At 59.1% G+C, this 24,300-nt stretch carries 28 protein-coding genes and 1 pseudogene; 15 read left to right on the forward strand and 14 right to left on the reverse strand.

Translation table 11 applies throughout. The features are described from left to right. The 3 genes from ACR0KX_RS16260 to parC form a co-directional block, all read right to left on the reverse strand. Positions 1-91, reverse strand: a 91-nt coding sequence (locus ACR0KX_RS16260; protein WP_215675807.1) for a GTP-binding protein, incomplete at its 3' end; no start/stop codon positions are given. A 115-nt stretch (positions 92-206) separates the two neighbouring features. Then, entirely contained in the window at positions 207-797 is a 591-nt protein-coding gene (locus ACR0KX_RS16265; protein WP_170454599.1) for a hypothetical protein, read from the reverse strand. A 96-nt stretch (positions 798-893) separates the two neighbouring features. Beyond that, entirely contained in the window at positions 894-3,242 is a 2,349-nt protein-coding gene (gene parC, locus ACR0KX_RS16270; protein ID WP_170624843.1) for a DNA topoisomerase IV subunit A, read from the reverse strand. 214 nt (positions 3,243-3,456) lie between these two features. On the opposite strand from parC, the gene ACR0KX_RS16275 reads away from it, so the two are divergent. The 6 genes from ACR0KX_RS16275 (at position 3,457) to ACR0KX_RS16300 (ending at position 7,876) form a co-directional block, all read left to right on the forward strand. After that, positions 3,457-4,104 (forward strand): SH3 domain-containing protein, encoded by a 648-nt coding sequence (locus ACR0KX_RS16275; protein ID WP_480708601.1) that lies wholly within the window; start codon positions 3,457-3,459, stop codon positions 4,102-4,104. 68 nt (positions 4,105-4,172) lie between these two features. Further along, complete coding sequence (locus ACR0KX_RS16280) at positions 4,173-5,000, forward strand: SDR family NAD(P)-dependent oxidoreductase (protein WP_170454602.1); 828 nt, start codon at positions 4,173-4,175, stop codon at positions 4,998-5,000. A gap of 80 nt (positions 5,001-5,080) precedes the next feature. Further along, positions 5,081-5,284 (forward strand): twin transmembrane helix small protein, encoded by a 204-nt coding sequence (locus ACR0KX_RS16285; RefSeq protein WP_170454604.1) that lies wholly within the window; start codon positions 5,081-5,083, stop codon positions 5,282-5,284. Continuing rightward, on the forward strand, positions 5,285-5,857 hold the full coding sequence (locus tag ACR0KX_RS16290; RefSeq protein ID WP_170454606.1) for a cob(I)yrinic acid a,c-diamide adenosyltransferase: 573 nt from the start codon (positions 5,285-5,287) through the stop codon (positions 5,855-5,857). Positions 5,858-6,188: 331 nt separating this feature from the next. Then, on the forward strand, positions 6,189-6,947 hold the full coding sequence (locus tag ACR0KX_RS16295; protein ID WP_170454609.1) for an electron transfer flavoprotein subunit beta/FixA family protein: 759 nt from the start codon (positions 6,189-6,191) through the stop codon (positions 6,945-6,947). Beyond that, positions 6,947-7,876, forward strand: coding sequence for an FAD-binding protein (locus tag ACR0KX_RS16300; RefSeq protein WP_170454611.1), 930 nt, complete (start codon positions 6,947-6,949; stop codon positions 7,874-7,876). The genes ACR0KX_RS16295 and ACR0KX_RS16300 overlap by 1 nt, the downstream gene beginning before the upstream one ends. Positions 7,877-7,932: 56 nt before the next feature. Here ACR0KX_RS16300 and ACR0KX_RS16305 read toward each other — a convergent pair whose 3' ends face one another. Continuing rightward, positions 7,933-8,745: a DUF6473 family protein gene (locus tag ACR0KX_RS16305; RefSeq protein WP_480708602.1), complete on the reverse strand. Its 813-nt coding sequence runs from the start codon at positions 8,743-8,745 to the stop codon at positions 7,933-7,935. Between the two features lie 162 nt (positions 8,746-8,907). On the opposite strand from ACR0KX_RS16305, the gene ACR0KX_RS16310 reads away from it, so the two are divergent. After that, positions 8,908-9,783: a 3-hydroxybutyryl-CoA dehydrogenase gene (locus ACR0KX_RS16310; protein ID WP_170454613.1), complete on the forward strand. Its 876-nt coding sequence runs from the start codon at positions 8,908-8,910 to the stop codon at positions 9,781-9,783. Between the two features lie 74 nt (positions 9,784-9,857). Here ACR0KX_RS16310 and ACR0KX_RS16315 read toward each other — a convergent pair whose 3' ends face one another. Genes ACR0KX_RS16315 through ACR0KX_RS16345 form a run of 7 tightly spaced genes read right to left on the reverse strand, consistent with a single transcriptional unit; the run spans position 9,858 to position 15,280 of the window. After that, positions 9,858-10,757 carry a lysophospholipid acyltransferase family protein gene (locus ACR0KX_RS16315; RefSeq protein WP_170454615.1) on the reverse strand — a complete coding sequence of 300 codons (900 nt, stop codon included), beginning with the start codon at positions 10,755-10,757 and terminating at the stop codon, positions 9,858-9,860. A gap of 39 nt (positions 10,758-10,796) precedes the next feature. Continuing rightward, entirely contained in the window at positions 10,797-11,066 is a 270-nt protein-coding gene (locus tag ACR0KX_RS16320; RefSeq protein ID WP_170380425.1) for an HPr family phosphocarrier protein, read from the reverse strand. Between the two features lie 16 nt (positions 11,067-11,082). Then, entirely contained in the window at positions 11,083-11,475 is a 393-nt protein-coding gene (locus ACR0KX_RS16325) for a PTS sugar transporter subunit IIA domain-containing protein (protein ID WP_170454617.1), read from the reverse strand. After that, entirely contained in the window at positions 11,472-12,353 is an 882-nt protein-coding gene (gene rapZ / locus ACR0KX_RS16330) for an RNase adapter RapZ (RefSeq protein WP_170624854.1), read from the reverse strand. The genes ACR0KX_RS16325 and rapZ overlap by 4 nt, the downstream gene beginning before the upstream one ends. Then, a complete protein-coding gene (locus ACR0KX_RS16335) occupies positions 12,350-12,820 on the reverse strand; it encodes an HPr kinase/phosphatase C-terminal domain-containing protein (RefSeq protein ID WP_170454621.1) in 471 nt (156 codons plus the stop codon). Before ACR0KX_RS16335 ends, rapZ begins: the two co-directional genes overlap by 4 nt. A gap of 4 nt (positions 12,821-12,824) precedes the next feature. Beyond that, positions 12,825-14,543 (reverse strand): ATP-binding protein, encoded by a 1,719-nt coding sequence (locus ACR0KX_RS16340; protein ID WP_170454623.1) that lies wholly within the window; start codon positions 14,541-14,543, stop codon positions 12,825-12,827. Between the two features lie 32 nt (positions 14,544-14,575). Next, on the reverse strand, positions 14,576-15,280 hold the full coding sequence (locus ACR0KX_RS16345) for a response regulator transcription factor (RefSeq protein WP_170454625.1): 705 nt from the start codon (positions 15,278-15,280) through the stop codon (positions 14,576-14,578). Between the two features lie 344 nt (positions 15,281-15,624). Between ACR0KX_RS16345 and ACR0KX_RS16350 the strand changes: the two genes are divergently transcribed. The 6 genes from ACR0KX_RS16350 (at position 15,625) to ACR0KX_RS16375 (ending at position 21,633) form a co-directional block, all read left to right on the forward strand. Beyond that, entirely contained in the window at positions 15,625-17,223 is a 1,599-nt protein-coding gene (locus tag ACR0KX_RS16350; protein WP_170454627.1) for a phosphoenolpyruvate carboxykinase, read from the forward strand. Between the two features lie 365 nt (positions 17,224-17,588). Further along, complete coding sequence (locus ACR0KX_RS16355; protein ID WP_170454629.1) at positions 17,589-17,879, forward strand: hypothetical protein; 291 nt, start codon at positions 17,589-17,591, stop codon at positions 17,877-17,879. A gap of 33 nt (positions 17,880-17,912) precedes the next feature. After that, entirely contained in the window at positions 17,913-18,455 is a 543-nt protein-coding gene (locus tag ACR0KX_RS16360; protein WP_480708603.1) for a hypothetical protein, read from the forward strand. Positions 18,456-18,690: 235 nt separating this feature from the next. Further along, the gene (locus tag ACR0KX_RS16365; protein ID WP_170624844.1) at positions 18,691-20,382 is read left to right on the forward strand and encodes an acyl-CoA dehydrogenase family protein; all 1,692 of its coding nucleotides are present in this window, start codon (positions 18,691-18,693) and stop codon (positions 20,380-20,382) included. Between the two features lie 205 nt (positions 20,383-20,587). After that, positions 20,588-21,142: a hypothetical protein gene (locus tag ACR0KX_RS16370; protein ID WP_170624845.1), complete on the forward strand. Its 555-nt coding sequence runs from the start codon at positions 20,588-20,590 to the stop codon at positions 21,140-21,142. 98 nt (positions 21,143-21,240) lie between these two features. Then, positions 21,241-21,633 carry an META domain-containing protein gene (locus ACR0KX_RS16375; protein WP_170624846.1) on the forward strand — a complete coding sequence of 131 codons (393 nt, stop codon included), beginning with the start codon at positions 21,241-21,243 and terminating at the stop codon, positions 21,631-21,633. Here the strand turns inward: ACR0KX_RS16375 and recO are convergent. Further along, the gene (gene recO, locus ACR0KX_RS16380; RefSeq protein WP_170624847.1) at positions 21,617-22,342 is read right to left on the reverse strand and encodes a DNA repair protein RecO; all 726 of its coding nucleotides are present in this window, start codon (positions 22,340-22,342) and stop codon (positions 21,617-21,619) included. The genes ACR0KX_RS16375 and recO overlap by 17 nt on opposite strands. A 179-nt stretch (positions 22,343-22,521) precedes the next feature. Here recO and ACR0KX_RS16385 point away from each other — a divergent pair, with 179 nt between their 5' ends. Further along, positions 22,522-22,911 carry a VOC family protein gene (locus tag ACR0KX_RS16385; protein ID WP_170454639.1) on the forward strand — a complete coding sequence of 130 codons (390 nt, stop codon included), beginning with the start codon at positions 22,522-22,524 and terminating at the stop codon, positions 22,909-22,911. A 9-nt stretch (positions 22,912-22,920) separates the two neighbouring features. On the opposite strand, the gene ACR0KX_RS16390 is transcribed toward ACR0KX_RS16385, so the two are convergent. After that, positions 22,921-23,244, reverse strand: coding sequence for a SemiSWEET transporter (locus ACR0KX_RS16390; RefSeq protein ID WP_170454640.1), 324 nt, complete (start codon positions 23,242-23,244; stop codon positions 22,921-22,923). Positions 23,245-23,354: 110 nt separating this feature from the next. Continuing rightward, positions 23,355-23,486: pseudogene (locus tag ACR0KX_RS16395) on the reverse strand (DUF1491 family protein); the annotation flags it as partial. Positions 23,487-23,686: 200 nt separating this feature from the next. On the opposite strand from ACR0KX_RS16395, the gene ACR0KX_RS16400 reads away from it, so the two are divergent. Continuing rightward, a complete protein-coding gene (locus tag ACR0KX_RS16400) occupies positions 23,687-24,295 on the forward strand; it encodes a hypothetical protein (RefSeq protein WP_170624227.1) in 609 nt (202 codons plus the stop codon). Positions 24,296-24,300 lie beyond the last annotated feature (5 nt).

A 24,300-nucleotide genomic window follows, 5' to 3' on the forward strand; every position in this document is an offset into this window, starting at 1 on the left:
CTGCGGTCAGCGTGGTCTTTCCGTGGTCAACGTGGCCAATCGTGCCGATGTTGACGTGCGGTTTTGTACGCTCAAACTTTTCCTTTGCCATTCCTCAGGCGCCCTTTTGCGATTTGGGGGACCCTTGGTCCCGTGGTTACATCTGCGCGCGCGAGATATTTGGTTCACGGGGGAAAATCAAGCACATCCTTGGGGAAATGCGCCGATCACGCCGGATTTTGCGTAACCTCGGTGGATTCGAGCGGTTGGATCAGGTCTGGGCGCTTGTCGAACCAGCCATTGTCCTTGTGTTCTTCTGCCAGCCATTCCTCGACCCGGTCGGCCACTTTCAGGGCCAGACCGCTCATTTGTTCTTCTTTGGTCCGCTCATTGCCGGACCCTTTCAGCGCGCTGCCTCCGGTCGTGTCTTCCAGAACCTGGAACTGCTTGGCCTTGGCCAGAAATTCTTTCTTGTTCACATCGTAGACATTGACCAGCACAATCGCCGTGCTTTTGGGGTTGTAGATGACCGGAATGCCCGGAGGGGCCAGCATGTAGCCTTCGAGGCTGATACCGATGTCGTAATCCTGCGCGCCCTCATAGCGACCCAGCCGGATATCCACGGCGTTCTGAATCGCAGCTTCCCATTCCTGCGGCGTCGCATCGCGCGAGACTGGGCCTTGTTTGGCTTTCTCGGCAAACGCGTAATTCACCCGCAGCTTGAACTCGCCCAGCGACTCGGGTTCTTCATAGACCTGCGTCTGGGTGCACGCGCCCATCAGGGCCAGTCCGGTGATCAGGGTCAGAATGCGCAACATGATTGTGTCTCGATAGGCCTGTTTTCTTTGATCTAGCGCACCGATACGGGTTGTGCCAAGCCGTATCGGAAGAAATCCACCCGAGACCTGTTCAGATCACGAGAACTTATAGTCGCGCGGGAACCCGTAAGGCGGCTTTTTCCCGACGCTGGCGCGTTTTGCCAGCCATTGGGACATATCGGCCTCGTGCCGTGTCTTGTCGCCGCCCATGGACCATTTCAGGCCCTCTTCCCAGTTGAAGGTGGTGATGTCCGACAGGCCGCCATCTAGTTCCAGCGTTCCCTGCCGGCCACGCGCCATATTGTATCTCTGCAGGCGCACGCCCTTGCCGCGGGTCATCTCGGGCAGTTCCTCTGCCGGGAAGACCAGGAACTTGCCGTTCTGAGATACCACGGCCACGTGGTCGCCCGCGACCGGCTTGCAGATCATCGCTGTTTCGTCACCTTTGACGTTCAGCACCTGTTTGCCGTTCCGTGTCTGCGCCAGCACCTCATCCTCGGACACCATAAAGCCGTTGCCCGCATCCGAGGCCACCAGCAGCTTGCGCCCCGGCTTGTGGATCAGAATGTCGATGATCTGCGCCTCGTTCGGCAGATCAACCATCAGGCGCAGCGGTTCGCCCATGCCCCGCCCGCCGGGCAGGTTGGCCGCGCTGACCGTATAGAACCGTCCGTTTGAGGCAAAGACCAGCAGGCGGTCGGTTGTTTCCGCATGGAAGATGAAACGCGGGCCGTCGCCGTCTTTGAACTTCAACTCGCGCTTCAGGTCGATATGGCCGGTCATGGCGCGAATCCAGCCCATCTGAGAGCAGACGACCGTGATCGGTTCGCGGTCGATCATCGCCTCAAGCGGCACTTCCTCGACCTGTCCGGCCTCAGCAAACTGAGTGCGCCGCGCGCCGCCTTCGTAGTCTTTACCGAAGGTCTTTTTGGTCTCTTTCAACTGCTCGGCGATTTTGGCCCATTGCAGGGCGGGATCGGCCAGCAGGTCTTCGAGGTTGGCGCGCTCCAGCATCAATTCGTCACGCTCACGCACCAGCTCCATCTCTTCCAGACGGCGCAAACTGCGCAGACGCATGTTGAGGATCGCGTCGACCTGAACCTCGGACAGTTCCCCCTCGCCCGGTTTGGGCGTGACGTAATCAGACTCGTCGGTGGCGCGAACATGATCAATGCCCCAATCCTCGCGCATCAGCGCGGCCTTGGGGTCATCGTCATAGCGGATGATGTCGATCACACGATCAAGGTTCAGGAAGGCGACGATAAAGCCCTCCAACACCTCTAACCGATGGTCGATCTTGCCCAGACGGTGACGCGAGCGGCGGATCAGCACCTCTTGCCGGTGATCGAGGAAGGCCCGCAGCACTTCCTTCATCGAGCAGACCTTGGGCGTCACCCCGTCGATCAGCACGTTCATGTTCAGGCTGAACCGCACCTCGAGGTCCGAGTTGCGGTAGAGCATCCCCATCAGCACCTCGGGGTCCACGTTTTTCGAACGCGGCTCAAGGATCAGGCGGATGTCGTCGGCGGATTCGTCGCGCACATCGGCGAGGATCGGGATTTTCTTGGTCTGGATCAGTTCCGCGATCTTTTCGATCAGCTTGGATTTCTGAACTTGATAGGGAATCTCGGTGACAACGATCTGCCATTGACCGCGGCCGAGGTCTTCGACCTCGAACTTACAACGCAGGCGGAAAGATCCGCGCCCGGTGCGATAGGCCTGCGCGATATTCTCGGGCGGCTCGACGATCACGCCGCCAGTAGGGAAATCCGGGCCGGGCACGTAGTTCAACAACGTGTCGTCGCGGGCATCCGGCGTTTTGATCAGATGCAGACAGGCATCGCAGAGTTCCAAGATATTATGCGGCGGGATGTTCGTCGCCATACCCACCGCGATGCCGCTTGCGCCATTGGCAAGCAGGTTCGGAAACTGCGCAGGCAGCACGACCGGCTCGGTCAGCGTGCCATCATAGTTGTCGCGGAAATCGACGGCGTCTTCGTTCAGACCCTCAAGCAGCGCTTCGGCCACGATGGTCATCCGCGCCTCGGTGTAGCGCGAGGCCGCCGGGTTGTCGCCGTCGATATTGCCGAAGTTCCCCTGCCCGTCGACCAGCGGGTAACGCACGTTGAAATCCTGCGCCAGACGCGCCATCGCGTCATAGATCGCGGCGTCCCCATGCGGGTGATAGTTGCCCATCACATCGCCGGAAATCTTGGCCGACTTCCTGAAACCTCCGGTTGCACTGAGTCGCAGCTCTCTCATCGCATAGAGGATTCGCCGATGAACCGGCTTCAACCCGTCCCGCGCATCCGGCAAGGCGCGGTGCATGATGGTGGACAGCGCATAAGTCAGATAGCGCTCACCAATCGCGCGGCGCAGGGGTTCGGCTACCTCACCCCCGTTATCGGGGGCCTCCATATTGGGGTCGTCGATCGTGTCATTCATACATGATGTGATACGACGCTAGGCCGTCTGGGTAAAGCAAGCAGAGTGCATTTTGCTGGGGACAAGTCGCGCTTTTTGCAACAGGGGGAGACAAGCTGGTGTTTTCCCCGAATTTTCGACTCGGCCACTCAATTATGGTACCATCCCAACAATTGAATGATTGCTGCCAAATTTTTGTTCTGTTGTTGTAACGATTGACCTTGGGGGATGCGCCATGACGCGCCTGATACTGATTACTTTTGCCGCACTCGGCTGGGCCTTTTACGTGATGAGCGACGGTCCTGACTTCGAACCGCGTGGATTGCGGGCCGATAATCCGCAACGCATGGCGGCGGCCTTCCAGCCAACCCCCGAACCCAAGGCCCCGGCCCCAGTCGAAGATCTGGTAACGCAGGTCAGCTTTGCACCTGAACCGGCTGTGGAACCCGCGCCTGCGCTTGATGCGCTGGCTCAGCCTGAACCGGCACTTACCGAGGATGAGACCAAAGCCCTGTTGGCGCAGGTTGCTGCGGGGCTGCAGGCCAATCCGTCGCTGTTTGAAGACCAGACCGTGACGCTGGCACTGGCGTCTTTGGAAGACGGCATAACCTCGTTGCAACAAGTCGCAACTGACGCCGACCCCGAGGTCGTAGAGGTGCCGGCGCTGCCTGAACCCGAGAAGGACATCCGGGAAATCTCGGGTACGCGCGTCAATATGCGTGACGGGCCGGGAACGATCTATCCGATCATTGGCAAGGCCCGGATCGGCCAAAAGGTCGAAGTGCTGAGCGAGTCCGGAACCGGCTGGTTGCGTCTTCGCGTGTTGCCCGGGCAACAGATCGGATGGATTTCCGCATCTCTTGTTCAAAAATCCCAAGACTAAGGTTGCCCGTCATTGTCCTGCCCCAATGCCCGCCATAGCTATTGGTGACAGTCTGGGGCGGGATTCTCATGCAGAAATCGATTCTCATTACCGGGTGCTCATCCGGCATCGGCCTTGACGCGGCACACGGTATGCGTGCGCGCGGCTGGCGGGTTTTTGCCTCGTGCCGTCAGCAACGCGATTGCGACCGGCTGCGCGCCCAGGGGTTCGAAAGCCCCAGAATTGACTATCAGGACGCCGACAGCATCAAGGCCGGTCTGGCCGAGGTTCTTTCGGCCACCGGCGGCACGCTGGATGCGCTGTTCAACAACGGCGCGCACGGGCTGCCCGGCGCCGTCGAAGACGTTCCGACAGATGGTTTGCGCCATATCTTTGAAGCGAATGTATTTGGCTGGCACGAGCTGACACGCGAGGTGATTCCCGTCATGCGGGAGCAGGGGCATGGCCGGATAGTGCAGTGTTCGTCGGTTCTGGGACTGGTCGCGTTTCCGTGGCGCGGGGCTTATGTCGCGACCAAATACGCGATTGAAGGCCTCAGCGATACGCTGCGCCTTGAATTGCGGGGCACCGGTATTCGGGTGATCCTGATTGAACCAGGCCCGATCACCTCGAAGCTGCGGGAAAAAGCTATCCCTGTCTTTGAACGGTTCATCGACTGGGAAACCTCGGCGCTGCGCGAGAAATATGAAGAAACGCTGCTCAAACGGCTGTACGAAAGCTCGGGTCCAGATAGGTTCGAACTTCCGGCATCAGCCGTAACGGCCAAACTCGCGCACGCGGTTGAAGCGCGCAGACCAAAGCCCCGATACTATGTGACCACACCCACCTATATCGCCGGATACTTGCGTCGGATTCTGCCGACCGCGGCGATTGACCGGATTCTGTCCCGCATCTGAGACGAAATTACTGGTTCGCTTTTTGATCTTGTGGGGCTAGATCAGGTCCAACGAAACTAAAACGCAGACGGTGATACCTGATGGACCTATTGATGGTCGTTTTGCTTCTGGCCATGGCGGCGGTGGTCGTCGTGCTGACCCTTGGCATCGCGAATTTCGGCAAAGGCGGCATGGCGGCTGCAAAGAAAAGCAACAAGATGATGCGGCTGCGTATCCTGTTTCAGTTCATTGCCGTCGTTTTGATCCTTCTCTACGTCTATCTCAGCGGACAGGGAGCGCAGTAAATGGTCGTACTCAACAAAATCTACACCCGCACAGGCGATGACGGTAAGACTGCGCTGGGGAACGGAGAACGTGTCGCCAAATACTCTGGGCGTGTGGCGGCCTATGGCACCGTGGACGAGTTGAATTCCTTTGTCGGCGTGGCGCGGACCGAGGCTGATGGTCCAACCGATGCCGCACTGGCCCGAATCCAGAACGATCTGTTCGATCTGGGCGCGGATTTCTGTCGCCCCGATATGGAAAAGGATGCCGAGGCCGATTACCCGCCCTTGCGCATCGCCCCGGCCCAGATCGACCGGCTGGAGGCCGAGATCGACGCGATGAATGCCGATCTGGAACCCTTGCGCAGCTTCATTCTGCCGGGCGGATCGCGTCTGGCGGCCCAATTGCATGTGTGCCGCACCGTGTCACGCCGGGCCGAGCGGCTTGCCGTTGAACTGACAAACATGGAGCCGGTGAACGCGGTGGCCGTCAAATACCTCAATCGCCTGAGCGACTGGTTCTTTGTCGCCGCACGGTGCGCCAACAACAACGGCAAAGACGACGTCTTGTGGGTTCCGGGCGCGAACCGCTGAAAGCGGCGAAACGTCCAGTGGACGTTCTGGCGGCCGGAAGGGCAAAGCCTAGGGCTCAATCCCCGCAGGCACGAACGAGCGTTGCCTCGTAACAGGCTGAGACCCAGTTGTTTGACGCCACGACATGCCTGATCCCGCATGCTCAAAAATCGGCCCCACCCCGCACTGTTATTTTCCGCCGTGGCGTCAAAAATTACGAAACGCGACGTCCCGAGCCCCTGACGTGACGATTTTGCCCTGTTGCACCGTGAATTGAGACGCTATTCAGTCGTCCGAGAGCATTGGTGGAGTCGCGTTGCGACTTACCGTTTTTGTGAGGAGAAAGCGCAAAATGAAGGTACTCGTGCCTGTCAAGCGCGTGATTGACTATAATGTGAAGGTCCGCGTGAAAGCGGACGGTAGCGGTGTTGATCTCGCCAATGTCAAAATGTCGATGAACCCGTTCGACGAGATCGCGGTGGAAGAAGCGATCCGCCTGAAAGAAGCGGGCAAAGCTGACGAAGTGGTTGCCGTTTCGATCGGCGTCAAGCAGGCGCAGGAAACCCTGCGGACCGCGCTGGCCATGGGTGCAGACCGCGCCATTCTGGTTGTTGCCGCCGATGACGTCCATCAGGACATCGAGCCGCTGGCCGTCGCAAAGATCCTGGCCAAAGTGGTCGAGGAAGAGCAGCCCGGCATCGTTCTGGCGGGCAAGCAGGCGATCGACAACGACATGAACGCCACCGGCCAGATGCTGTCGGCCCTGCTGGGCTGGTCGCAAGGCACCTTCGCGTCCGAACTGGATATCGAAGGCGACACCGCCAAGATCACCCGCGAGGTTGACGGCGGTCTGCAGACCATCAGCGTCAAGATGCCGACCATCGTGACCGTTGACCTGCGCCTGAACGAGCCGCGCTATGCGTCGCTGCCCAACATCATGAAGGCGAAGAAAAAGCCGCTGGACGAGAAAACCGCCGCCGATTACGGCGTCGACGTCACGCCGCGTCTGGAAATCGTCAAGACCGAAGAGCCGCCGGCACGTGCCGCAGGCATCATCGTAGGCTCGGTTGACGAGCTGGTCGGGAAACTCAAAGAAGCGGGGGCTGTGTAATGGCTGTTCTTCTTCTGGCTGAAGTCAACAATGGCGAGCTGTCGCTGGACGCCACCGCCAAGGCCGTAGCCGCCGTCAAGTCGCTGGGCGACATCACCGTTCTGGCCGCTGGCGGTTCCGCTGCCGCAGCTGGTGAGGCTGCTGCAAAGATCGACGGTGTCTCGAAGGTTCTGGTTGCCGAAGACGCATCGCTGGGCCACCGCCTGGCGGAATCGACCGCAGCCCTGATCGTGTCGCTGGCCGACGGTTACGAGCACATCGTTGCCCCTGCGACCACCGACGCCAAAAACGTGATGCCGCGCGTTGCTGCGCTGCTGGACGTGATGGTGATCTCGGATGCGTCCGGCGTGGTTGACGGCTCGACCTTCGAGCGTCCGATCTATGCGGGCAACGCGATCCAGACCGTGAAATCGAACGACGCCAAGAAAGTCGTCACCATCCGCACCGCGTCCTTTGACGCAGCGGGCGAAGGTGGTTCGGCATCGGTTGAAACCGTTGCGGTTCCGGGTTCCGAAGGTCTGTCGTCCTGGGTTGAGGACAAGGTGGCCGAGAGCGACCGTCCGGAACTGACCTCGGCTGGCGTTGTTGTTTCGGGCGGCCGTGGTGTCGGCTCGGAAGAGGACTTCAAACTGATCGAAACGCTGGCCGACAAGCTGGGCGCGGCGGTTGGTGCCTCGCGCGCGGCGGTGGACTCGGGCTATGCGCCAAACGACTGGCAGGTGGGTCAGACCGGTAAGGTTGTTGCCCCCGATCTGTATGTTGCCGTCGGCATCTCGGGTGCGATCCAGCACCTTGCTGGTATGAAAGACTCGAAGGTCATCGTTGCGATCAACAAGGACGAAGAAGCGCCGATCTTCCAGGTCGCCGACTTCGGACTGGTCGCTGACCTGTTCCAGGCCGTGCCGGAACTGACCGAGAAGCTCGGCTGAGCAAAGACCCCAGGTCTTTGAAAGTGACGTTAGCAAAGGCCCGCCATTGGCGGGCCTTATGCGTTCAGGTCCCTCAGGACCGGCACAACCGCCTCGGCAATCTGCCTATGCGCGGCCGGGCCAAGCATATGTTCTGCCATCGGCTGTTGTAGCGTCCCGAACAGCATATCCTCAAGCGTGTCCGACGCGCCGGACACGGCGACTGAGCACGTGACTACCCGCGCGACCTGCGGCCTCAGCGCCTCTACCATGCTGGCGTTCACCGGGATGGGGTCGTCCTCGATCGTATGAACCCGCTGAATCTGCAGATGCAGCAGCACCGTCTGCGGGTCCAGCTGCTCCAGAAACGTACCAAGGGACCGCAACCAACCCTGACGCAGCTCATGTGCGATCACTTCGAACCGCGCATCATGTCTTGCCTGCAGACGCTTTAGTAAGTGACGCACAAAATGCACCTCGGTAAAGTCGATGTCGGGATACAAATCCAGCAGGTCCTGCGTTGGTTCCAGAAACCGGTCATTGCGGCGGGGGTGCACGCGGTAAAACCGGTTCGACTGGCCATGAACCTGAGGCAGTTGGATCACGCATCTCTGCGCCCGGTTTGCCAACCTCAGCAGACCTTGATCGCGCGTCAGCGCCTCGACACCCGCGAACAGGCTGCCAAAATTGGCGCAGGTTTTGCCCAGTTGCTTCTGTACTGCATCCGGAAACGGAGAATCGACAAAGCGCCCGAAGGTTTCATCCCCGCCGATGCAGGCGATAAACGGAAGGTCCAGCGTGCAGGGCGGCCCCCTAAACCACAATCTGGTTCCGTCATACTGGCATACGTCATCCTCGGCCATGCCCGAGCCTGTCTGATGATAGCTCATCTCACTCACCCAATTTTCACCCGGTTGCCATCTTGCCGCCCCGGATGTTGAGATTCCCCTAATGTGCGCATTTGAAGCGAATTCGAGCGACCTCAGCCCCTTGCCGCAAGCCCCGAACTGCCGATACTGTCGCCGTAACGCGCAAGGCAAAGGCAGCTGAATATGGATGTGAAATCGGTCGGAGTGATTGGCGCAGGTCAGATGGGCAACGGGATCGCCCATGTGCTGGCATTGGCGGACTATGACGTTTTGCTGAATGATGTCAGTCAGGAGGCCCTGGATCGCGCCTTGACGACGATTGAGGGCAACATGGCCCGGCAGGCGTCACGCGGGAAGATCAGCGATGACGCGATGCAGGCCGCCTTGAAACGGATCACAACGACGCTGGAGCTGCCGCAACTGGGGCAAACCGATCTGGTGATCGAAGCCGCGACCGAACGCGAGACCATCAAACAGGCGATTTTCGAGGATTTGCAGCCGCATCTTCAGCCGCATACGATTCTGACCTCGAACACCTCCTCAATTTCCATCACCCGACTGGCCAGCCGCACGGACAGGCCCGAACGGTTCATGGGGTTCCACTTCATGAACCCGGTGCCGGTCATGCAGCTTGTCGAGTTGATCCGGGGGATTGCCACGGATGAACCAACGTTCAAAGCCTGCAAGGCAGTGGTGGACCGTCTGGGCAAGACAGCCGCAAGCGCCGAGGATTTCCCGGCCTTCATCGTCAACCGCATTCTGATGCCGATGATCAATGAGGCCGTCTACACCCTGTATGAAGGCGTTGGGAATGTGCAATCCATCGACCAGTCCATGAAGCTGGGCGCAAACCACCCGATGGGGCCCCTGGAGCTGGCCGATTTCATCGGGTTGGACACTTGCCTGGCAATCATGAACGTGTTGCATGATGGCTTGGCGGACACCAAGTATCGCCCCTGCCCGCTGCTGACGAAATATGTCGAGGCCGGTTGGCTGGGCCGCAAGACCGAACGCGGGTTTTATGACTATCGGGGCGAAGTGCCTGTTCCGACGCGGTAAGAGGGGGCCAGCCCCCTCGCCCGGATTTCATCCGGGCTCACCCCCGGGATATTTCTGGCCAGATGAAGGGCGGATTAGGGTTTGTCTGATGTGCCCAGCGACATGGTGCGGTTTCTGAGCCACGCCATGAAGCCGCGCGGATCGCGTTCCAGCAACTGCATGTCGTCGTCATTGATCGGTTCGCCGATAACCGGAGATTGCGGTTTTTTGCAGGACCGGACGATTTCGTGCAGCAGCAGACCCTGCCGCAGGATCGGCGACAGTTTGTTGGCGATCTGATACCAACGCGAGTTGCTGCCGGGGAAGAAGATCGGCAGCACTTGCGCACCCGAGCGTCGGATCATCTTGGCGGTGAAGACGTTCCATTCCCGCTCGATCGCCGGGCCGAACCAGTCGTCCGAGGACATAACAACGCCCGAGGGGAACAGGGCCACAACGCCGCCGTTTTTCAGATGCTCCATGGCCTTGCCGCGCATTTCAAGCATCTTGGCCTGTGCTTCGGGGTCGTGCGGAAAGGGAACCGGAATCATGAATGAGGTCGCAGCCTCGTCCAGCCCGGTCAGCACGGACCGGGTCAGGATGCGATAATCGCTGCGCACGCGCCCGATCAGTTCGGCCAGGATCATGCCGTCCACCATGCCGTGCGGATGGTTGGCCACGACAACAACCGGGCCTGTCTTGGGGATGCGGGCGATCTGTTCCTCGGGTGTGGTCAGGTCGATGCCCATGGTTGCCAGAGCACCGCCCCAAAACCTTTGACCTCGATAGTATTCGTTCTTTTTCTCGAACTTGTTGACCATCCGCAAAATGGTCAGTTTGCCGGTACACCATTCGATGGCGCGAATGGCGGTCGAGGTCCAGGCATCGTCGAACGAGTTCGCGTAGGTCAGGGTTCTACGGTCGTAGATTTCGCCCTGGTCTTCGGTCCCATCAACCACCGGGCCTGTCTTGGTCTCGTGCGTTGTTTCCGCCAATTCCTGGTCTTCCCGTTCTTTCTGTCCCGCGGGGCAGCCTTAGAACCCCTCTCCGAACTTGTCATTCACAAGCGTTTCCAGAGCTTCTGCCAATGCCTCAGCATCCGGCCCGGACGTCTCGACGTCAATAGTCGTTCCGCGCGAGGCTGCCAACATCAAAAGGCCCATAATGCTGTCTCCGGATGCAGAAAGGCCGTCCTTGGACACTTCGGCACTGGCGTCAAAGCCTTCCACAACCTCGACCAGCTTGGCGGACGCGCGGGCGTGCAGGCCCTTTTCGTTAATGATTTTCAAGCTTCGGTTGGTCATTTCAATGAGTCCGGTCTTAATCCAATGTCACATTTTGCGCATTGATGTACTTGCGTCCAGCCTCCATTGCCTGCCGCACGGCATCAGGGACCGGCAGGTGGCGGCTTTTGGCCAATTTGATCAGCATGGGCAGGTTGGCCCCATAAAGGATTCGGCGATCCTGAGGGGCACAGGCCCGCAGGCTGAGATTCGAGGGGCTGCCGCCGAACAGATCCGTGACGATCACAACGCCGTCGCCAAGGTCCACTTCATCCGCGGCGCGACAGATTTCAGCCTGTTTTTCGTCACGGTCATGATCGGCCTCGATCGCAATGGCTTTCAGGCCGGGCTGCGGCCCGACCACATGCTGCATGGCGGCCAGATACTCCTGAGCCAAGCCCCCATGCGCTACGATCACAATCCCGATCAATCCGGCCTCACATTCAACGATCGACGTTCCATCTCGCGGTGCCTAATTGCCACCTGCTGCCCCCCTTCCGCAAGGGCCTTTGCAACCGCTTCCGCCATCGCCACCGATCTGTGCTGGCCACCGGTGCAACCGAAGGCCACAGACAGGTGCGCTTTGCCTTCGGCGCGGAAGGCTGGCAGCAGCAGGTTCAGCAGATCTATGACGCGGTCAAAGAACGGCGCGTAATTAGCATCTGACTGGACATAGCGCGCCACATCCGGGTTTCGACCATCCTCGGACCGCAATTCGGGCCGCCAATAGGGGTTGGCGAGAAATCGGCAGTCAAAGACAATATCCAACCCGCGTGGCAGGCCGCGTTTATACGAGAAGGATTCGATTGATACCGCCAGATGCCGCCCGCCCTGGGGGGCAAACCAGCGCTCGACCTCTTCGCGCAGCTGATGCACGTTCAGGGTGCTGGTGTCGATCAGGGTGTCGGCAATCTCGCGGATGGGGGCCAGCAGCTCTTTCTCGCGCCGCACACCGGTTTCCGGCCCTGCATCCTGGGCGACGGGGTGACGCCTGCGGGTTTCCGAAAAGCGGCGCAGCAGGACTTCGTCGCTGCAATCAAGGTACAGAACCGTCAGATCCACCTGCGTCATCCGGCCCAGCTTTGCGGCCAGTTCGATAAATCCTATGGTCGAGAAATCGCGGTTGCGCGCGTCGATACCCAGCGCCATGGGCCGGTCAGGCTCGGCGCCTTCAAGCAGACGCGCCAGCAGGCCCATGGGCAGGTTGTCAATCGCTTCGAACCCCAGATCTTCCAGCACGTGAATGGCGGTCGAGCGGCCCGCGCCCGATGGTCCGGTCACCAGAACGATTCGCTTTTGCGCTGTCATTTGTTCGGCCATTCCGGGTCTACGCGTCCCATTCTAAGAAGTTGCATCAGGGCTGGTGCCAAATTGGGCACGCCCGCGCCGCGAAGCAAGGGAACAGTTTGCCTCAGCAACGGGGTCGTGACGGGTTCTGGCAGGCGTGCGGGTTCGGATTGGTCAAGGTCGAGGACAAAGCGCAGCGGCACAGGCTCCGTAGGTTGCGCACGAAGCAGGCCAATCCCGCGTGCCTCGATCAGACCCGCGATTTCGGGGACTGCGGAGGCAATGATTTGATCGTCGCGCATCGCCAGATCAATGCGATCATCGCCGACCAGCACCGCGCCCAGAGCCATCATCTGCAACGCCAGCGACGACTTTCCGGCCCCTGATGCGCCCACAATCAGCAGGCCGTGGCCACCTGAGGCGACGCAACTGGCGTGAACGCGGGCGCTGTCCCGGTTCACCGCATTTGTCAGGGACGGAATAGTCATGACCTCAGACAGGCAGCCCCACCACAAAACGGGCGCCCAGCGGGTCCGAGGTGACGTCCGCTTCGGTCGGGCGGATGTTTTCGGCCCAGATCACACCGCCATGCGCCTCGACAATCTGTTTCGAGATCGCCAGCCCAAGGCCCGAGTTGTTGCCGAAATGCTCAGCCGGGCGTTGCGAATAGAACCGTTTGAAGATTTTGGTCAGGGCCTGTTCCGGGATGCCGGGGCCGGTATCTTCGACCACCACAAGCACGCGATTGTCGCGCTGGCGGACCCAGACCCGGATGGCGTCGCTTTCTTCGCAGAAGGAAATCGCATTGGTGATCAAGTTGACGAAGACCTGTGCCAATCGCGCCTCAAGCCCGTTGATCACAATCGGATCCGACGGCAGGTCAGTGATATAGTCGATCCCCTTCGCGCGGGCATCCTCACCCAGAAACTGCCCGATATTGCCCAGCAGCTTGAGCAGGTCAAAAGGTTGTTCTTCTTCCTTGACCAGTTCCGCATCCAAACGCGAAGCATTCGAGATGTCGCTGACCAGCCGATCCAGCCGCTTCACATCATGCTCGATCACACCAAGCAATTTTTCGCGCTGATCATCGCGTTTGACCATGCGTAGTGTGCCGACAGCAGATTGCAGACTGGCCAGAGGGTTCTTGATCTCATGCGCGACATCGGCGGCAAATTGTTCGTTCGCATCGATCCGGTTGTAGAGCGCAGTGACCATCCCACGCAACGCACGGCTGAGCCGACCGATTTCATCCGGGCGCGCGCTGAGGTCCGGGATGCGGATACGCCCCGGATTGACGCCCGTACCCCGATCCTTGCCCATTTCCGCCGCCGAGGCGAGGTCGGCCAGCGGGTTGGCAATGGTCGAAGCCAGAACAAGGCTCAGACCGACTGAGACCAGCAGGGCGACGACAAACATCTGCAAAATGCGCTCCTGCTCGCGCCTAGCCAGCGCGTCAATCTCACCGGCAGGGCCGGATATTGCGACAGCACCGGCCGGGATGCCTTCGTAGAGAATAGGTGCCGCGGCCACGATCACAGTGTCGCCCGCGTCATCCTGCACTGCCTTTACCTGATTTTGACCCGCCAAAGCTTGTGGGACTATGGCCTGAACCTGCTGCGCCAGCGTCGGTGCTTCGGAGTCGGACGACCAGTTGAAAACCCGCGACAGACCCGTCCAGACCGCGTTGAGTGCATCGCTGATGACGGTGCCTCCGGTCTGCATATCCGCGTCCGATCGCAACAGGATGGGCATGTCAGATGCCTGTGGCGCGCCGCGGGTCCAGCCGATCAGGGTACCGCGGGAGTCGTAGACAAACACCTCTCCCCCTTCGGGCAGGCGAAGGCCGGACAGCGTGTCTTTCACATCAAGCTGGGCCGCATCGCGTGATGATTGCACCGCGCCCTGCCGCAGCTGCGTCTCGAACACGTTGCTGACAAGATGCGCGTCTCCGATCAGGTTGCGCGCGGTCTGCTGCACCTGCTCGGATCGCGAGTCATCCAGGTAAAGCAGCCCCGTGACAAGGATCACAAGGGCAATCAGATTGAACGTGATGATCTTGCGGGCCAGAGGCGAGCCGCGCAGTGAAAACAGGTTTCTGCGGGATCGTTTTGCGCTTAGCTCTGCAGAATCGGGGTCTTGCGGGATGACCCAGTCATCCCCAAGAACGACATCACCGTCGCGCAATTCATTGGCTTGTTCGGTGTCGCGCACGGAACCCCATTACCCCTTGTAGATGGCCGCGCCTATTCTTCGTTGTATCTGTACCCGATACCATAAAGGGTTTCGATAGCCGAAAACTCGGGATCAGCAGCACGCATCTTCTTGCGCAGCCGCTTGATGTGGCTGTCGATGGTGCGGTCGTCCACATAGACCTGATCGTCATAGGCCACATCCATCAACTGATCCCGGCTTTTGACAAAACCCGGACGTTGCGCCAGCGCCTGCAGCAACAGGAACTCGGTCACGGTCAGGGACACATCCGTCCCCTTCCAGGTGACCGCATGGCGCAGCGGATCCATCCGCAGGTCGCCGCGTTCCATCACTTTGGTATCGCCGGTGTTGGCGGCCGAAGCGTCACCGCTGGTTGCCTCTTGCCGCCGCAGCAACGCGCGAATGCGCTCGACCAGCAGACGCTGCGAGAACGGCTTTTTCACGTAGTCGTCCGCACCCATACGCAGACCCAGAACCTCGTCAATCTCATCGTCTTTCGAGGTCAGGAAGATCACCGGCATCTGCGTCTTTTGGCGCAGGCGCTGCAACAGATCCATGCCATCCATGCGCGGCATCTTGATATCTAGTACGGCCATGTCCGGCAGCTTTTTGTTAAACGCGTCCAGCGCGGCCTGACCGTCATTGTAAGTTTCAACCTCGAACCCTTCGGCCTCGAGCGTCATGGATACGGACGTCAGAATGTTTCTATCGTCATCCACCAGTGCAATCTTTGACATCGGGCTTACCCCTATTCCTGCTCACTTACGCAATAATACGCTTTTTTGTAAGGCATTGTTGGCGTTTTTGATGCGCCGAATCAATGCGTAACTGCGAATCGTGCCATTGTTGCGGCAGCTATGAGGCAAAAATGCCTTGCTGCCCGCAAAATGCTGCCCGGTTTTCCGACAGGAAATCTTTGGTGGCGCTAAACTTTAACTTGGTTGCGCTAACTGCGCCAAACCGTCCTGTTCATGCCCCAAACGACCGTGATAAGACCCGCCCATCGGCCGGTATGTCCCGGCAAAATGCCCCAAGAGCGCACCCGGCCAACCGCCGCCGCGCCGCACAGGAGAAGATACGCATGACATCTGGACGGGTTAACCCGCAATTCCGCCTCGAAGATCAGGGCATCGAGGGTCTGGGCAATGTCTATTACAACTTCATGGAACCGGCGCTGCTCGAAGAGGCCCTAAAGCGGGGCGAAGGCACCCTTGGCAATGGCGGGGCCTTCCTGGTCACCACCGGTAAATTCACCGGCCGTTCGCCCAAGGACAAACACGTCGTCAAGACCGACAGTGTGGCCGACAGCATCTGGTGGGAAAACAACGCGGCGATGAGCCCGGAAGGTTTCGACGCCCTTTATGACGACATGGTCGAGCATATGAAGGGTCGTGACTATTTCGTGCAGGATCTCGTCGGCGGGGCCGATCCGGCCTATTCGATCAATGTGCGCATGGTGACCGAACTGGCCTGGCACAACCTGTTCATCCGCCACCTGCTGCGTCGCCCGGATCGTGAGGATCTGGACGAGTTCATCGCAGATTTCACTGTCATCAACTGCCCCAGCTTCCAGGCCGACCCGGCCAAGCACGACTGCCGCAGCGATACCGTGATTGCAATGAACTTCGACCGCAAGCTGATCCTGATCGGTGGCACGGAATATGCAGGCGAGAACAAGAAATCCGTCTTCACCCTGCTGAACTACATGCTGCCGGAAAAAGGCGTGATGCCGATGCACTGCTCGGCCAACCACGCGGTTGGCAACCCGGTGGATACTGCCGTGTTCTTCGGCCTGTCGGGCACCGGCAAGACAACTCTGTCGGCAGACCCGTCGCGGATCCTGATCGGGGATGACGAACACGGCTGGTCGGATCGCGGCACGTTCAACTTCGAAGGTGGCTGCTATGCCAAGACCATCAACCTCAGCGCCGAGGCCGAGCCGGAAATCTACGCGACGACCAGCAAGTTCGGCACCGTCATCGAGAATATGGTCTTCGATCCCGAAACCAAAGAGCTGGATTTCGACGACGATTCGCTGACCGCGAACATGCGCTGCGCCTATCCGCTGGAATACATCTCGAACGCGTCGAAAACCGCGCTGGGCGGGCATCCGAAGAACATCATCATGCTGACATGCGATGCCTTCGGCGTTCTGCCTCCGATCGCGCGGCTGACACCGGCGCAGGCGATGTATCACTTCCTCTCGGGCTTCACCTCGAAGGTGGCGGGCACCGAACGTGGCGTGACCGAGCCGCAGCCGACCTTCTCGACTTGTTTCGGCGCGCCCTTCATGCCGCGCCGCCCCGAGGCCTATGGCAACCTGCTGCGCGACAAGATCGCCCAGCATGGCGCGACCTGCTGGCTGGTGAATACCGGCTGGACCGGTGGGGCCTATGGCGTTGGCAGCCGGATGCCGATCCGCGCGACCCGCGCGCTGTTGACCGCGGCTCTGGAAGGCTCGCTGCGCGACGCCGAGTTCCGCAAGGATGCCAACTTTGGCTTTGACGTCCCGGTCACAGTGCCCGGCGTCGCTGAGGTTCTGCTGGATCCGCGCCGCACCTGGGATGATCAGGAAGCGTTCGACAAGCAGGCCGCAAAGCTGGTGCAGATGTTTGCCGAAAACTTCGAACAATATGTCCCCTTCATCGACGAGGACATCAAAGCCGTCGCAATCGGCTGATCCGGATTAAGGGGCGTCCGCGCCCCTTTTTTCTGCGCTTGCGAATCCACTGATGATCAACCCAAAGTTGCAACTGACGCACCTCACGAACAAATTTATTGTTCTGAATGCCTGGTTGGGATAGGGATTTGGGTCATTAAACCGAAAAGACCCGGCGCATTTGCACCGGGCCGAAACTTAAAAGACCTTTGGGTTGCCTAAGCCAGCACACTCACCTCGGCAAATTGGGCAACCTAATCAGACTGGTAGTCTACTGGCATGGGGATGAGTGTCAATATGGGACTTGCTGACATATCTCGCGATCAGCGTGTTCTGAACCGTCGTGACTGGACGGCGTTTGGCACAGACAAAGACAGGTAAGAATTATGACCGAAATCTCGAAACTGACCGAACTGCGCAAGCTGATGCAAAGCATGGAGCGAACGCTGGGGCTGGAAAAGCTATCCCCGGTTGAGCGTGACATCTACTACGCCGCAGAGGAACTGTCCAAGGCCGATCAGGAGGTTCGCACCTTTGGTCTGATCGAACACACACTGGTTCAGAGCGTCTCGCGCCCGACATTTTTCCGCGCGCTGAAATCTCTGGTCGAAAAAGGCTATCTGTCGCAAAGCGGCAATGCCAACCGGGGACGTTATATCGTACATGCGCCCAGATAAGCTGGGCCTTGGGCGCATCGGTGGCTAGTTCCGGTGCGCAAGTGGGCCTCTGAAACCTTCTTTGCCTCTTTGGCCTATGTGGTCGCATCGTTCCTCACCTTCGAGGTTCTGATGCCGCTTCAGAACATGTTCTTTCCGGAATACCCAAGCCGGGCCAGCCTGCTGTTCCTGCCCCATGGAGTGCGCGTGCTTTCCGCCTGGCTGTTAGGCTGGCGCGCGATCTTTGCCCTGCTGCCGGGCGTTTTTCTGGTCTTCGCTTTTCTGGGGGGAACGGATGTTTTCCTGCCCAGCCGCCTGATGGCGATGGCAATCGCTGTCACGACCGTTCCGGTGGTCTTCTACCTGCTGAAATGGGCCGGTTGGGACCTGTTTCCACGCCCCGACAAAAAGCCCTGCTGGATTTGCGTGATGGGCGTTGGGATCGTCACATCCTTTCTGGTTTCGGGTCTGACCAATCTGGCCTTTGGCAGCGCGACGGTCGAGTATATCGCCTTTTTGATCGGCGACATCTCGGGTCTGTTCTTCCTGATGCTCGGGCTCTATTTCGCCTTCCGCTTTGCCGACAAACGGCGCTGAGGCGCTGTCATCGCCAGACGGTTGACGCCCCCGGGCCTGCGACAAATACCCCCAATTTGACCCCGGCCCGGCCCGGTGGAAATCAACGGATTTGCCGCTAATTCTCCCAATGAACCCTTTCTGCACTGCAAAACGATCGGGAAATTTTCGAACTTTATCGCCACGTAATACGTATTTTTGTTGCGCTGCATGTGCAAAATGATATGACCAGACGACCCAGAAAAGGACACGATTCATGGCCCATGACGGACAGGATATGACCCAGATGACCACACACGCGATTTTGCCCGATCTTCTGACCTTGACCCGGCAGGCCGTCCCGGCTGTCGAAGCCGTTTTCGAGAAGGCGCGCAATTCGGTTCGCGAGATGGTGACATCCGACGGTCGCGTGTCCGGCGCCCTGATCGAAGCCAACCAAACGGCCGCACACGGGCTGGCCTGGCTGGCCACCTACTATCAGTCGTTGAAGCAGATGCAGCGCTGGGCCGAAGCGTTGGACGCAGACGGCAAATTTGGCGAAATCGAGCAATTGCTGCACCAGATCGCCTTTGGGGAATACCTGCATCAGGTCGCGGGCGGCATCCCAATGAACCAGGGCGAGCTTGTGCGCCTGCAGGATCTGGGCCTTGGCTGGGACGCGCTGTCCAACTTCCAAAGTTCGGAAATTCAAACTCTGATGGCGCAGGCCAACTCGCAGGCCGCTCGGACGCGGCTGGTCGAGCTGATGGAGGCGCAAGCCGGTTCTGCCATGTTCGGAGCTTCGGGCCTTGACGAAGAGCTTGAAATGATCCGCGACCAGTTCCGCCGCTATGCGGTCGAAAAGGTCGAGCCCAATGCGCATGACTGGCACCTCAAGGACGAATTGATCCCGATGGAAATCATCGAGGAACTGGCCGAAATGGGCGTGTTCGGTCTGACCATCCCTGAAGAGTTCGGCGGTTTCGGTCTGTCCAAAGCTTCGATGTGCGTCGTGTCCGAGGAACTGTCGCGCGGCTATATCGGCGTCGGCTCGTTGGGTACCCGGTCCGAGATCGCGGCCGAGTTGATCCTGGCGGGCGGTACGGATGAGCAAAAGGCCAACTGGCTGCCTAAACTGGCCAGCGCCGAGATTCTGCCCACCGCCGTCTTCACGGAACCCAATACCGGCTCGGACCTTGGCAGCTTGCGCACCCGCGCGGTCAAGAATGCCGAAGGTGATTATGAGATCACCGGCAACAAGACCTGGATCACCCATGCGGCCCGCACCCATGTCATGACCTTGTTGGCGCGCACCGATCCTGACACCACCGATCACCGTGGCCTGTCCATGTTCCTGGCCGAGAAAACCCCCGGCACGGATGACGCCCCCTTCCCCACCCCCGGTATGACCGGCGGCGAGATCGAGGTGCTGGGCTATCGCGGCATGAAGGAATACGAGCTGGGCTTTGACGGCTTCAAGGTCAAGGGTGAAAACCTGCTGGGTGGCGAAGAGGGCAAAGGCTTCAAACAGCTGATGGAGACGTTTGAATCCGCCCGCATCCAGACCGCTGCCCGCGCCATTGGCGTGGCCCAAAGCGCGCTGGATATCGCCATGCAATACGCGCAGGATCGCAAACAGTTTGGCAAATCGCTGATCAACTTCCCGCGCGTGTCGGGCAAGCTGGCGATGATGGCGGTCGAGATCATGATCGCGCGCCAGTTGACCTATTTCTCGGCATGGGAAAAGGATCATGGTCACCGCTGCGATCTTGAGGCAGGCATGGCCAAGCTGCTGGGCGCGCGTGTCGCCTGGGCTGCCGCCGACAACGGGCTGCAAATCCACGGCGGCAACGGCTTTGCACTGGAATACAAGATCAGCCGCGTCCTTTGCGACGCACGCATTCTGAATATTTTCGAGGGAGCCGCCGAAATTCAGGCACAGGTCATCGCACGACGTCTGCTCGGCTGACCGAATTCGGCACTCCTGTTTCCCCAACTGACCCGGCCTTTGCGCCGGGTCTTTTTCTTTCGTTGACCGTTTTGCCTGGATCCAGGGTGCCGCGCCGATGGGAATTGGATGTGATCCGCCGAGGTCGGAACTTCCCCTTTGAAATTGACCCGAAACCCGGTTAGAGCGCCCCGACGACCCTCAAGACGGTTTACAGGCACCCGAAATGACCAGACGACTTTTTTTGCTTTTGGCGACCTTGGTATCCTTTGCCTTGGCGGGGTGCGCAAAGACCGTGCCAATCGCCAGCCAGACCGATGTCGATGCGCTGGCACAGGCCATTCAGTCCCTTGGACCAAATGTCGATCCGGTCGAGGCGCGTACGGCGGCGCAGATTTCCTACAGCTACTCTCGGCAACTGGCGCAAGAGTGGAACGTCACCGACCCTGCGATCATTCACAACGCAAAGATCATTAACGGCCTTCGCGAAAAGGGCCTGTGCAATGACTGGGCACAGGCCATGACCACACGGTTGCGGCAGGAGAATTTCCGGACGCTGGACTTGCACTGGGCCACATCCCCACCGACAGAGTTTCGGATCATCCACCATTCGGCCCTGATCAGCGCCAAGGGGGATTCGATGTATGACGGCCTGATCCTCGACCCCTGGCGTCAAAGCGGCGCGTTGTTCTGGGCGCCCGTCCGAAATGACACAAGATACAACTGGCGTCCACGGCTGGAGGTACGAGAGCAATTGCTGAGCGGCGAACTGGCGTTCTAGCATCTCGCCTTTCGCACAAAGGCTTGCAACGACTTGACCAGCCCAAACGCAGCGGCCTAAACGCGTATTGCAAAGACCCCGGTCCGAAGGAGGTTGCAATGATCCGCTATGCCTTGATCCTGCCGCTGATGGGGCTGTTTCAATGCCAACAGGACGAGACGTTGGCTGCCTATGGCGCTGCCGACCAGACTTGGAAACTGCAAGAGATCGATGGGCAGGCCTATTCCGCAAACGCGCAGCTACAATTCCCGGAAGAGGGGCGGATCGCAGGGCAAGCCCCCTGCAACAGCTATAAAGGCAGCCTGAACGCGCCATACCCGTGGTTCGAGGTTCAGGACCTGAGCGCCACACGCGCCGCCTGCCCCGAGCTTGAGCAGGAAGGTATGTACTTTGCCGCCCTGCTGACCATGACCCAATCCGAAGTGTCCGGCGATGTGCTGATCCTGCGCAACGACGACGGGCACGAGATGGTGTTCACAGGCGCCGAGTAAGCTGATCCACAAACCTTGCCCGCGCTTCGGGCAATGGTGTGTGCCCCAAGGCCGGGGCCACGCGGTGGTGCAAGAAATACCCTGTCGTTTTCAAGGCATCGACAATCTCGGTATCCGGTGCGGCCCCATCGCCGCGCAGGCAAGGCGGCAGCGGCAACAACCGGTCCGCCCAGTCACCCGCCCCTGCCGCGCTAACCGCCCGCCCGGTCTTGGGCGAGACAAAGACCAACCCCTCGGAGGATCCGGTCACAGCACAGGTGGTCAGGTCCAGCCCAAACCCCAACTCCTCAAGCAATGCCACCTCCCACCGCAGATAAGCAAGCGGCCAGATGTCGTCCTGCCCCAGAAGGTCCATAAGCTGTTCTGTCTGCTTGTAGATAGCGGGATGCGGCTCGCGTTCAGGCAGGCAGAAGGAAAGCAGCGCGACCACCGCATTCAGACCCGCTAATGCCAGCCGCCCCGAAAACGCCGCCGCCGCGCGGGATCGCAGCGGTTCGACCTGAAATGTGCCGATATGCTCTTCCAACCGAGCCCGCCACAGCACGTCCAACTGCGCGCCCGGCTGCAGGATCGGGGCGATCTTGCGGCTGGTGCCGCCGCGTACCACCCCTGCGTGGCGTCCGTGGGCTTCGGTAAAGACCTCAATAATTGCGGCGGTTTCACCGTGGCGGCGAGAGGTCAGAAGTATGCCGTGATCGCGCCAGTCCACGTTTGGCCTCGTTAGGTTATCAGATATGTCCGCAGGAAATCTCAACGCTGTTACAGGTTCAAGATAGAAACGGATCAGGGTGGTTTTACAGGCCTCCAAAAACACGTTGCGTGAAACCTGTTAACGCAGTAATGTTCCCTTATTATTCCCTTTATGTTCTCAACGTAAGGATTCAGCAGATGTCCCTTAACTACGTCATGATCGGCTCAAACGATGTCGAAAAAGCCCGTAGCTATTACGACGCGGTTGTGCCCAAAATCGGCGGCAAGGTCATCGCTGAATATATGCCGCACGCGGTCTGCTATGAACTGCGGGGCGGTGGGTCCATGTGGGTCGCGACGCCATTTGACAAAGAGGCGGCGACAGTCGGAAACGGAAACATGGTTGGTCTGCTGTGCGAAAGCAAAGCGGAAGTGGGCGAGGCGCATGCGGCGGCGCTTGCCAATGGGGGATCGAACGAAGGTGATCCGGGCGACCGGCCTCAGTATGGCCCTAACTTCTATGCCGGTTACGCGCGCGACCCGGACGGGAACAAAATGAGCTTTGTCTATTTTGGCGATGCAGGCTGAACGCCCGCCTCAGAAGGTCATACCCGCGTGGATCAGAATGCCGATCACCATCAGAAGGTTCAGCACCATCGAAATCCCGTTGCCCACATAGATGGGCAGTTTGCCGACGACCAACCCATAGGCAAACCACAGAAACGACAGCGCAGCATAAAGGGACCAGGACAACAGGGACTGGCCGGTCGCGTGCTGCGAGTGGGTGAAATAGAGTTTGATTAACTGCGGAAGCGTGGCAAAAGGACCAACGACCCCGATGAAAACCATGAACCCCTCGAACCGCTGCATCCAGTGACCGAGCTCGGATTTTTCCAGTTTCTCCGCAAGCGTTTCAGCCAAGCAAACACCTCATTGTCTTGCGCTATTCCAAAATCAGGCCAGTTTTCCCAACCACATCCTGCATCAAAATAGTCGCTTTGAGCGGCGCGTAAAAGACCCAACTGCCAAGCTTATTCCAACCCCTCTTCCCCGAGCAAATGCCGTCCCTGCCGATCTTCGACCTCGATCACCCAAAGGTCGGGATCAAAGCGGCGTTGGCGTTGGATGGCCTCGTCCACGTCGCTTTCGGGGCCGGTGGACAGCGCAAATCATTTCGGCTGACCGTTCATTGGGTCAGGGTTGGCGCGATAACGGCTTGCCACAAAGCAGAGATGTCCCGAACACGTTTAAACTGCAGAAAACCTACACAACAACATACGAAAATCTGCTCAATACCAATCACAGGTTGGTCCGGCACGTTCAACTTCGTTTACCGCACCTTTTCCAGTTCAAGGATTGTTCTATGAAAGTCATTAGATGCTTTTTCTTCGCAATTGTCGCGTTCTTCTGCCTCGTTGCAGCTACGATAGCTACAATTCGCCACCCTACAGTTTCTGTCGCCTTCGAAGCACCCGACCGGAAAGTCGGAGGAACGTCTGTAAAAGGTTTGACTATTGCAGTGCAGAAGGCCCCGATACCACGTTCACTCAGTTGGAAAAAACACCGTCGGGTGGTGGTCTGTGATGACCCTGTCTTTTGCACCTCAGAATACCTCATCGCTGACTTCTCACGGAAGCTGAATCTTTACCGGCACCAAGACAGTTCAATCGTCCTGACAAACGACATTTGGATGATCGAATTGCAGGCCGGCCCGGAAGTTCGTGTCTTTGACAGCCAGGAAGAAAAGGCCGCTCAATTGAGAGACCCCGGCTGGGATTGCGGCATAATAGGACCATTGGCAGAGGTCGGGTTTCCTGCATCCCTCTATTTTAGAGACATGGAGTTCATTGGTGCGTTCTACATGACTGGAAGCCAGACGCGGGCAATGGATTGTTTTGTTTATCGTGGGTCAAAATTCTTACCATCTGCGATGCATGGTGAAGATTTGTGCAGCTATCCCAGCAGAGGTTGAAGCGC

Source organism: Ruegeria sp. BG5, assembly GCF_056538425.1.

What these genes read in the sequence shown, in the direction of transcription:
- rapZ (WP_170624854.1), bottom strand. Translation starts at nt 12,353, where the DNA reads ATGACAGCGCAAAAGCGAATCGTTCTGGTGACCGGACCATCGGGCGCG.
- ACR0KX_RS16280 (WP_170454602.1), top strand. Translation starts at nt 4,173, where the DNA reads ATGCAGAAATCGATTCTCATTACCGGGTGCTCATCCGGCATCGGCCTT.
- ACR0KX_RS16345 (WP_170454625.1), bottom strand. Translation starts at nt 15,280, where the DNA reads ATGTCAAAGATTGCACTGGTGGATGACGATAGAAACATTCTGACGTCC.
- ACR0KX_RS16265 (WP_170454599.1), bottom strand. Translation starts at nt 797, where the DNA reads ATGTTGCGCATTCTGACCCTGATCACCGGACTGGCCCTGATGGGCGCG.
- ACR0KX_RS16370 (WP_170624845.1), top strand. Translation starts at nt 20,588, where the DNA reads ATGACCAGACGACTTTTTTTGCTTTTGGCGACCTTGGTATCCTTTGCC.
- ACR0KX_RS16300 (WP_170454611.1), top strand. Translation starts at nt 6,947, where the DNA reads ATGGCTGTTCTTCTTCTGGCTGAAGTCAACAATGGCGAGCTGTCGCTG.
- ACR0KX_RS16375 (WP_170624846.1), top strand. Translation starts at nt 21,241, where the DNA reads ATGATCCGCTATGCCTTGATCCTGCCGCTGATGGGGCTGTTTCAATGC.
- ACR0KX_RS16320 (WP_170380425.1), bottom strand. Translation starts at nt 11,066, where the DNA reads ATGACCAACCGAAGCTTGAAAATCATTAACGAAAAGGGCCTGCACGCC.
- ACR0KX_RS16385 (WP_170454639.1), top strand. Translation starts at nt 22,522, where the DNA reads ATGTCCCTTAACTACGTCATGATCGGCTCAAACGATGTCGAAAAAGCC.
- parC (WP_170624843.1), bottom strand. Translation starts at nt 3,242, where the DNA reads ATGAATGACACGATCGACGACCCCAATATGGAGGCCCCCGATAACGGG.
- ACR0KX_RS16400 (WP_170624227.1), top strand. Translation starts at nt 23,687, where the DNA reads ATGAAAGTCATTAGATGCTTTTTCTTCGCAATTGTCGCGTTCTTCTGC.
- ACR0KX_RS16355 (WP_170454629.1), top strand. Translation starts at nt 17,589, where the DNA reads ATGACCGAAATCTCGAAACTGACCGAACTGCGCAAGCTGATGCAAAGC.
- ACR0KX_RS16350 (WP_170454627.1), top strand. Translation starts at nt 15,625, where the DNA reads ATGACATCTGGACGGGTTAACCCGCAATTCCGCCTCGAAGATCAGGGC.
- ACR0KX_RS16305 (WP_480708602.1), bottom strand. Translation starts at nt 8,745, where the DNA reads ATGAGCTATCATCAGACAGGCTCGGGCATGGCCGAGGATGACGTATGC.
- ACR0KX_RS16275 (WP_480708601.1), top strand. Translation starts at nt 3,457, where the DNA reads ATGACGCGCCTGATACTGATTACTTTTGCCGCACTCGGCTGGGCCTTT.
- ACR0KX_RS16365 (WP_170624844.1), top strand. Translation starts at nt 18,691, where the DNA reads ATGGCCCATGACGGACAGGATATGACCCAGATGACCACACACGCGATT.
- ACR0KX_RS16310 (WP_170454613.1), top strand. Translation starts at nt 8,908, where the DNA reads ATGGATGTGAAATCGGTCGGAGTGATTGGCGCAGGTCAGATGGGCAAC.
- ACR0KX_RS16295 (WP_170454609.1), top strand. Translation starts at nt 6,189, where the DNA reads ATGAAGGTACTCGTGCCTGTCAAGCGCGTGATTGACTATAATGTGAAG.
- ACR0KX_RS16290 (WP_170454606.1), top strand. Translation starts at nt 5,285, where the DNA reads ATGGTCGTACTCAACAAAATCTACACCCGCACAGGCGATGACGGTAAG.
- ACR0KX_RS16335 (WP_170454621.1), bottom strand. Translation starts at nt 12,820, where the DNA reads ATGACTATTCCGTCCCTGACAAATGCGGTGAACCGGGACAGCGCCCGC.
- ACR0KX_RS16285 (WP_170454604.1), top strand. Translation starts at nt 5,081, where the DNA reads ATGGACCTATTGATGGTCGTTTTGCTTCTGGCCATGGCGGCGGTGGTC.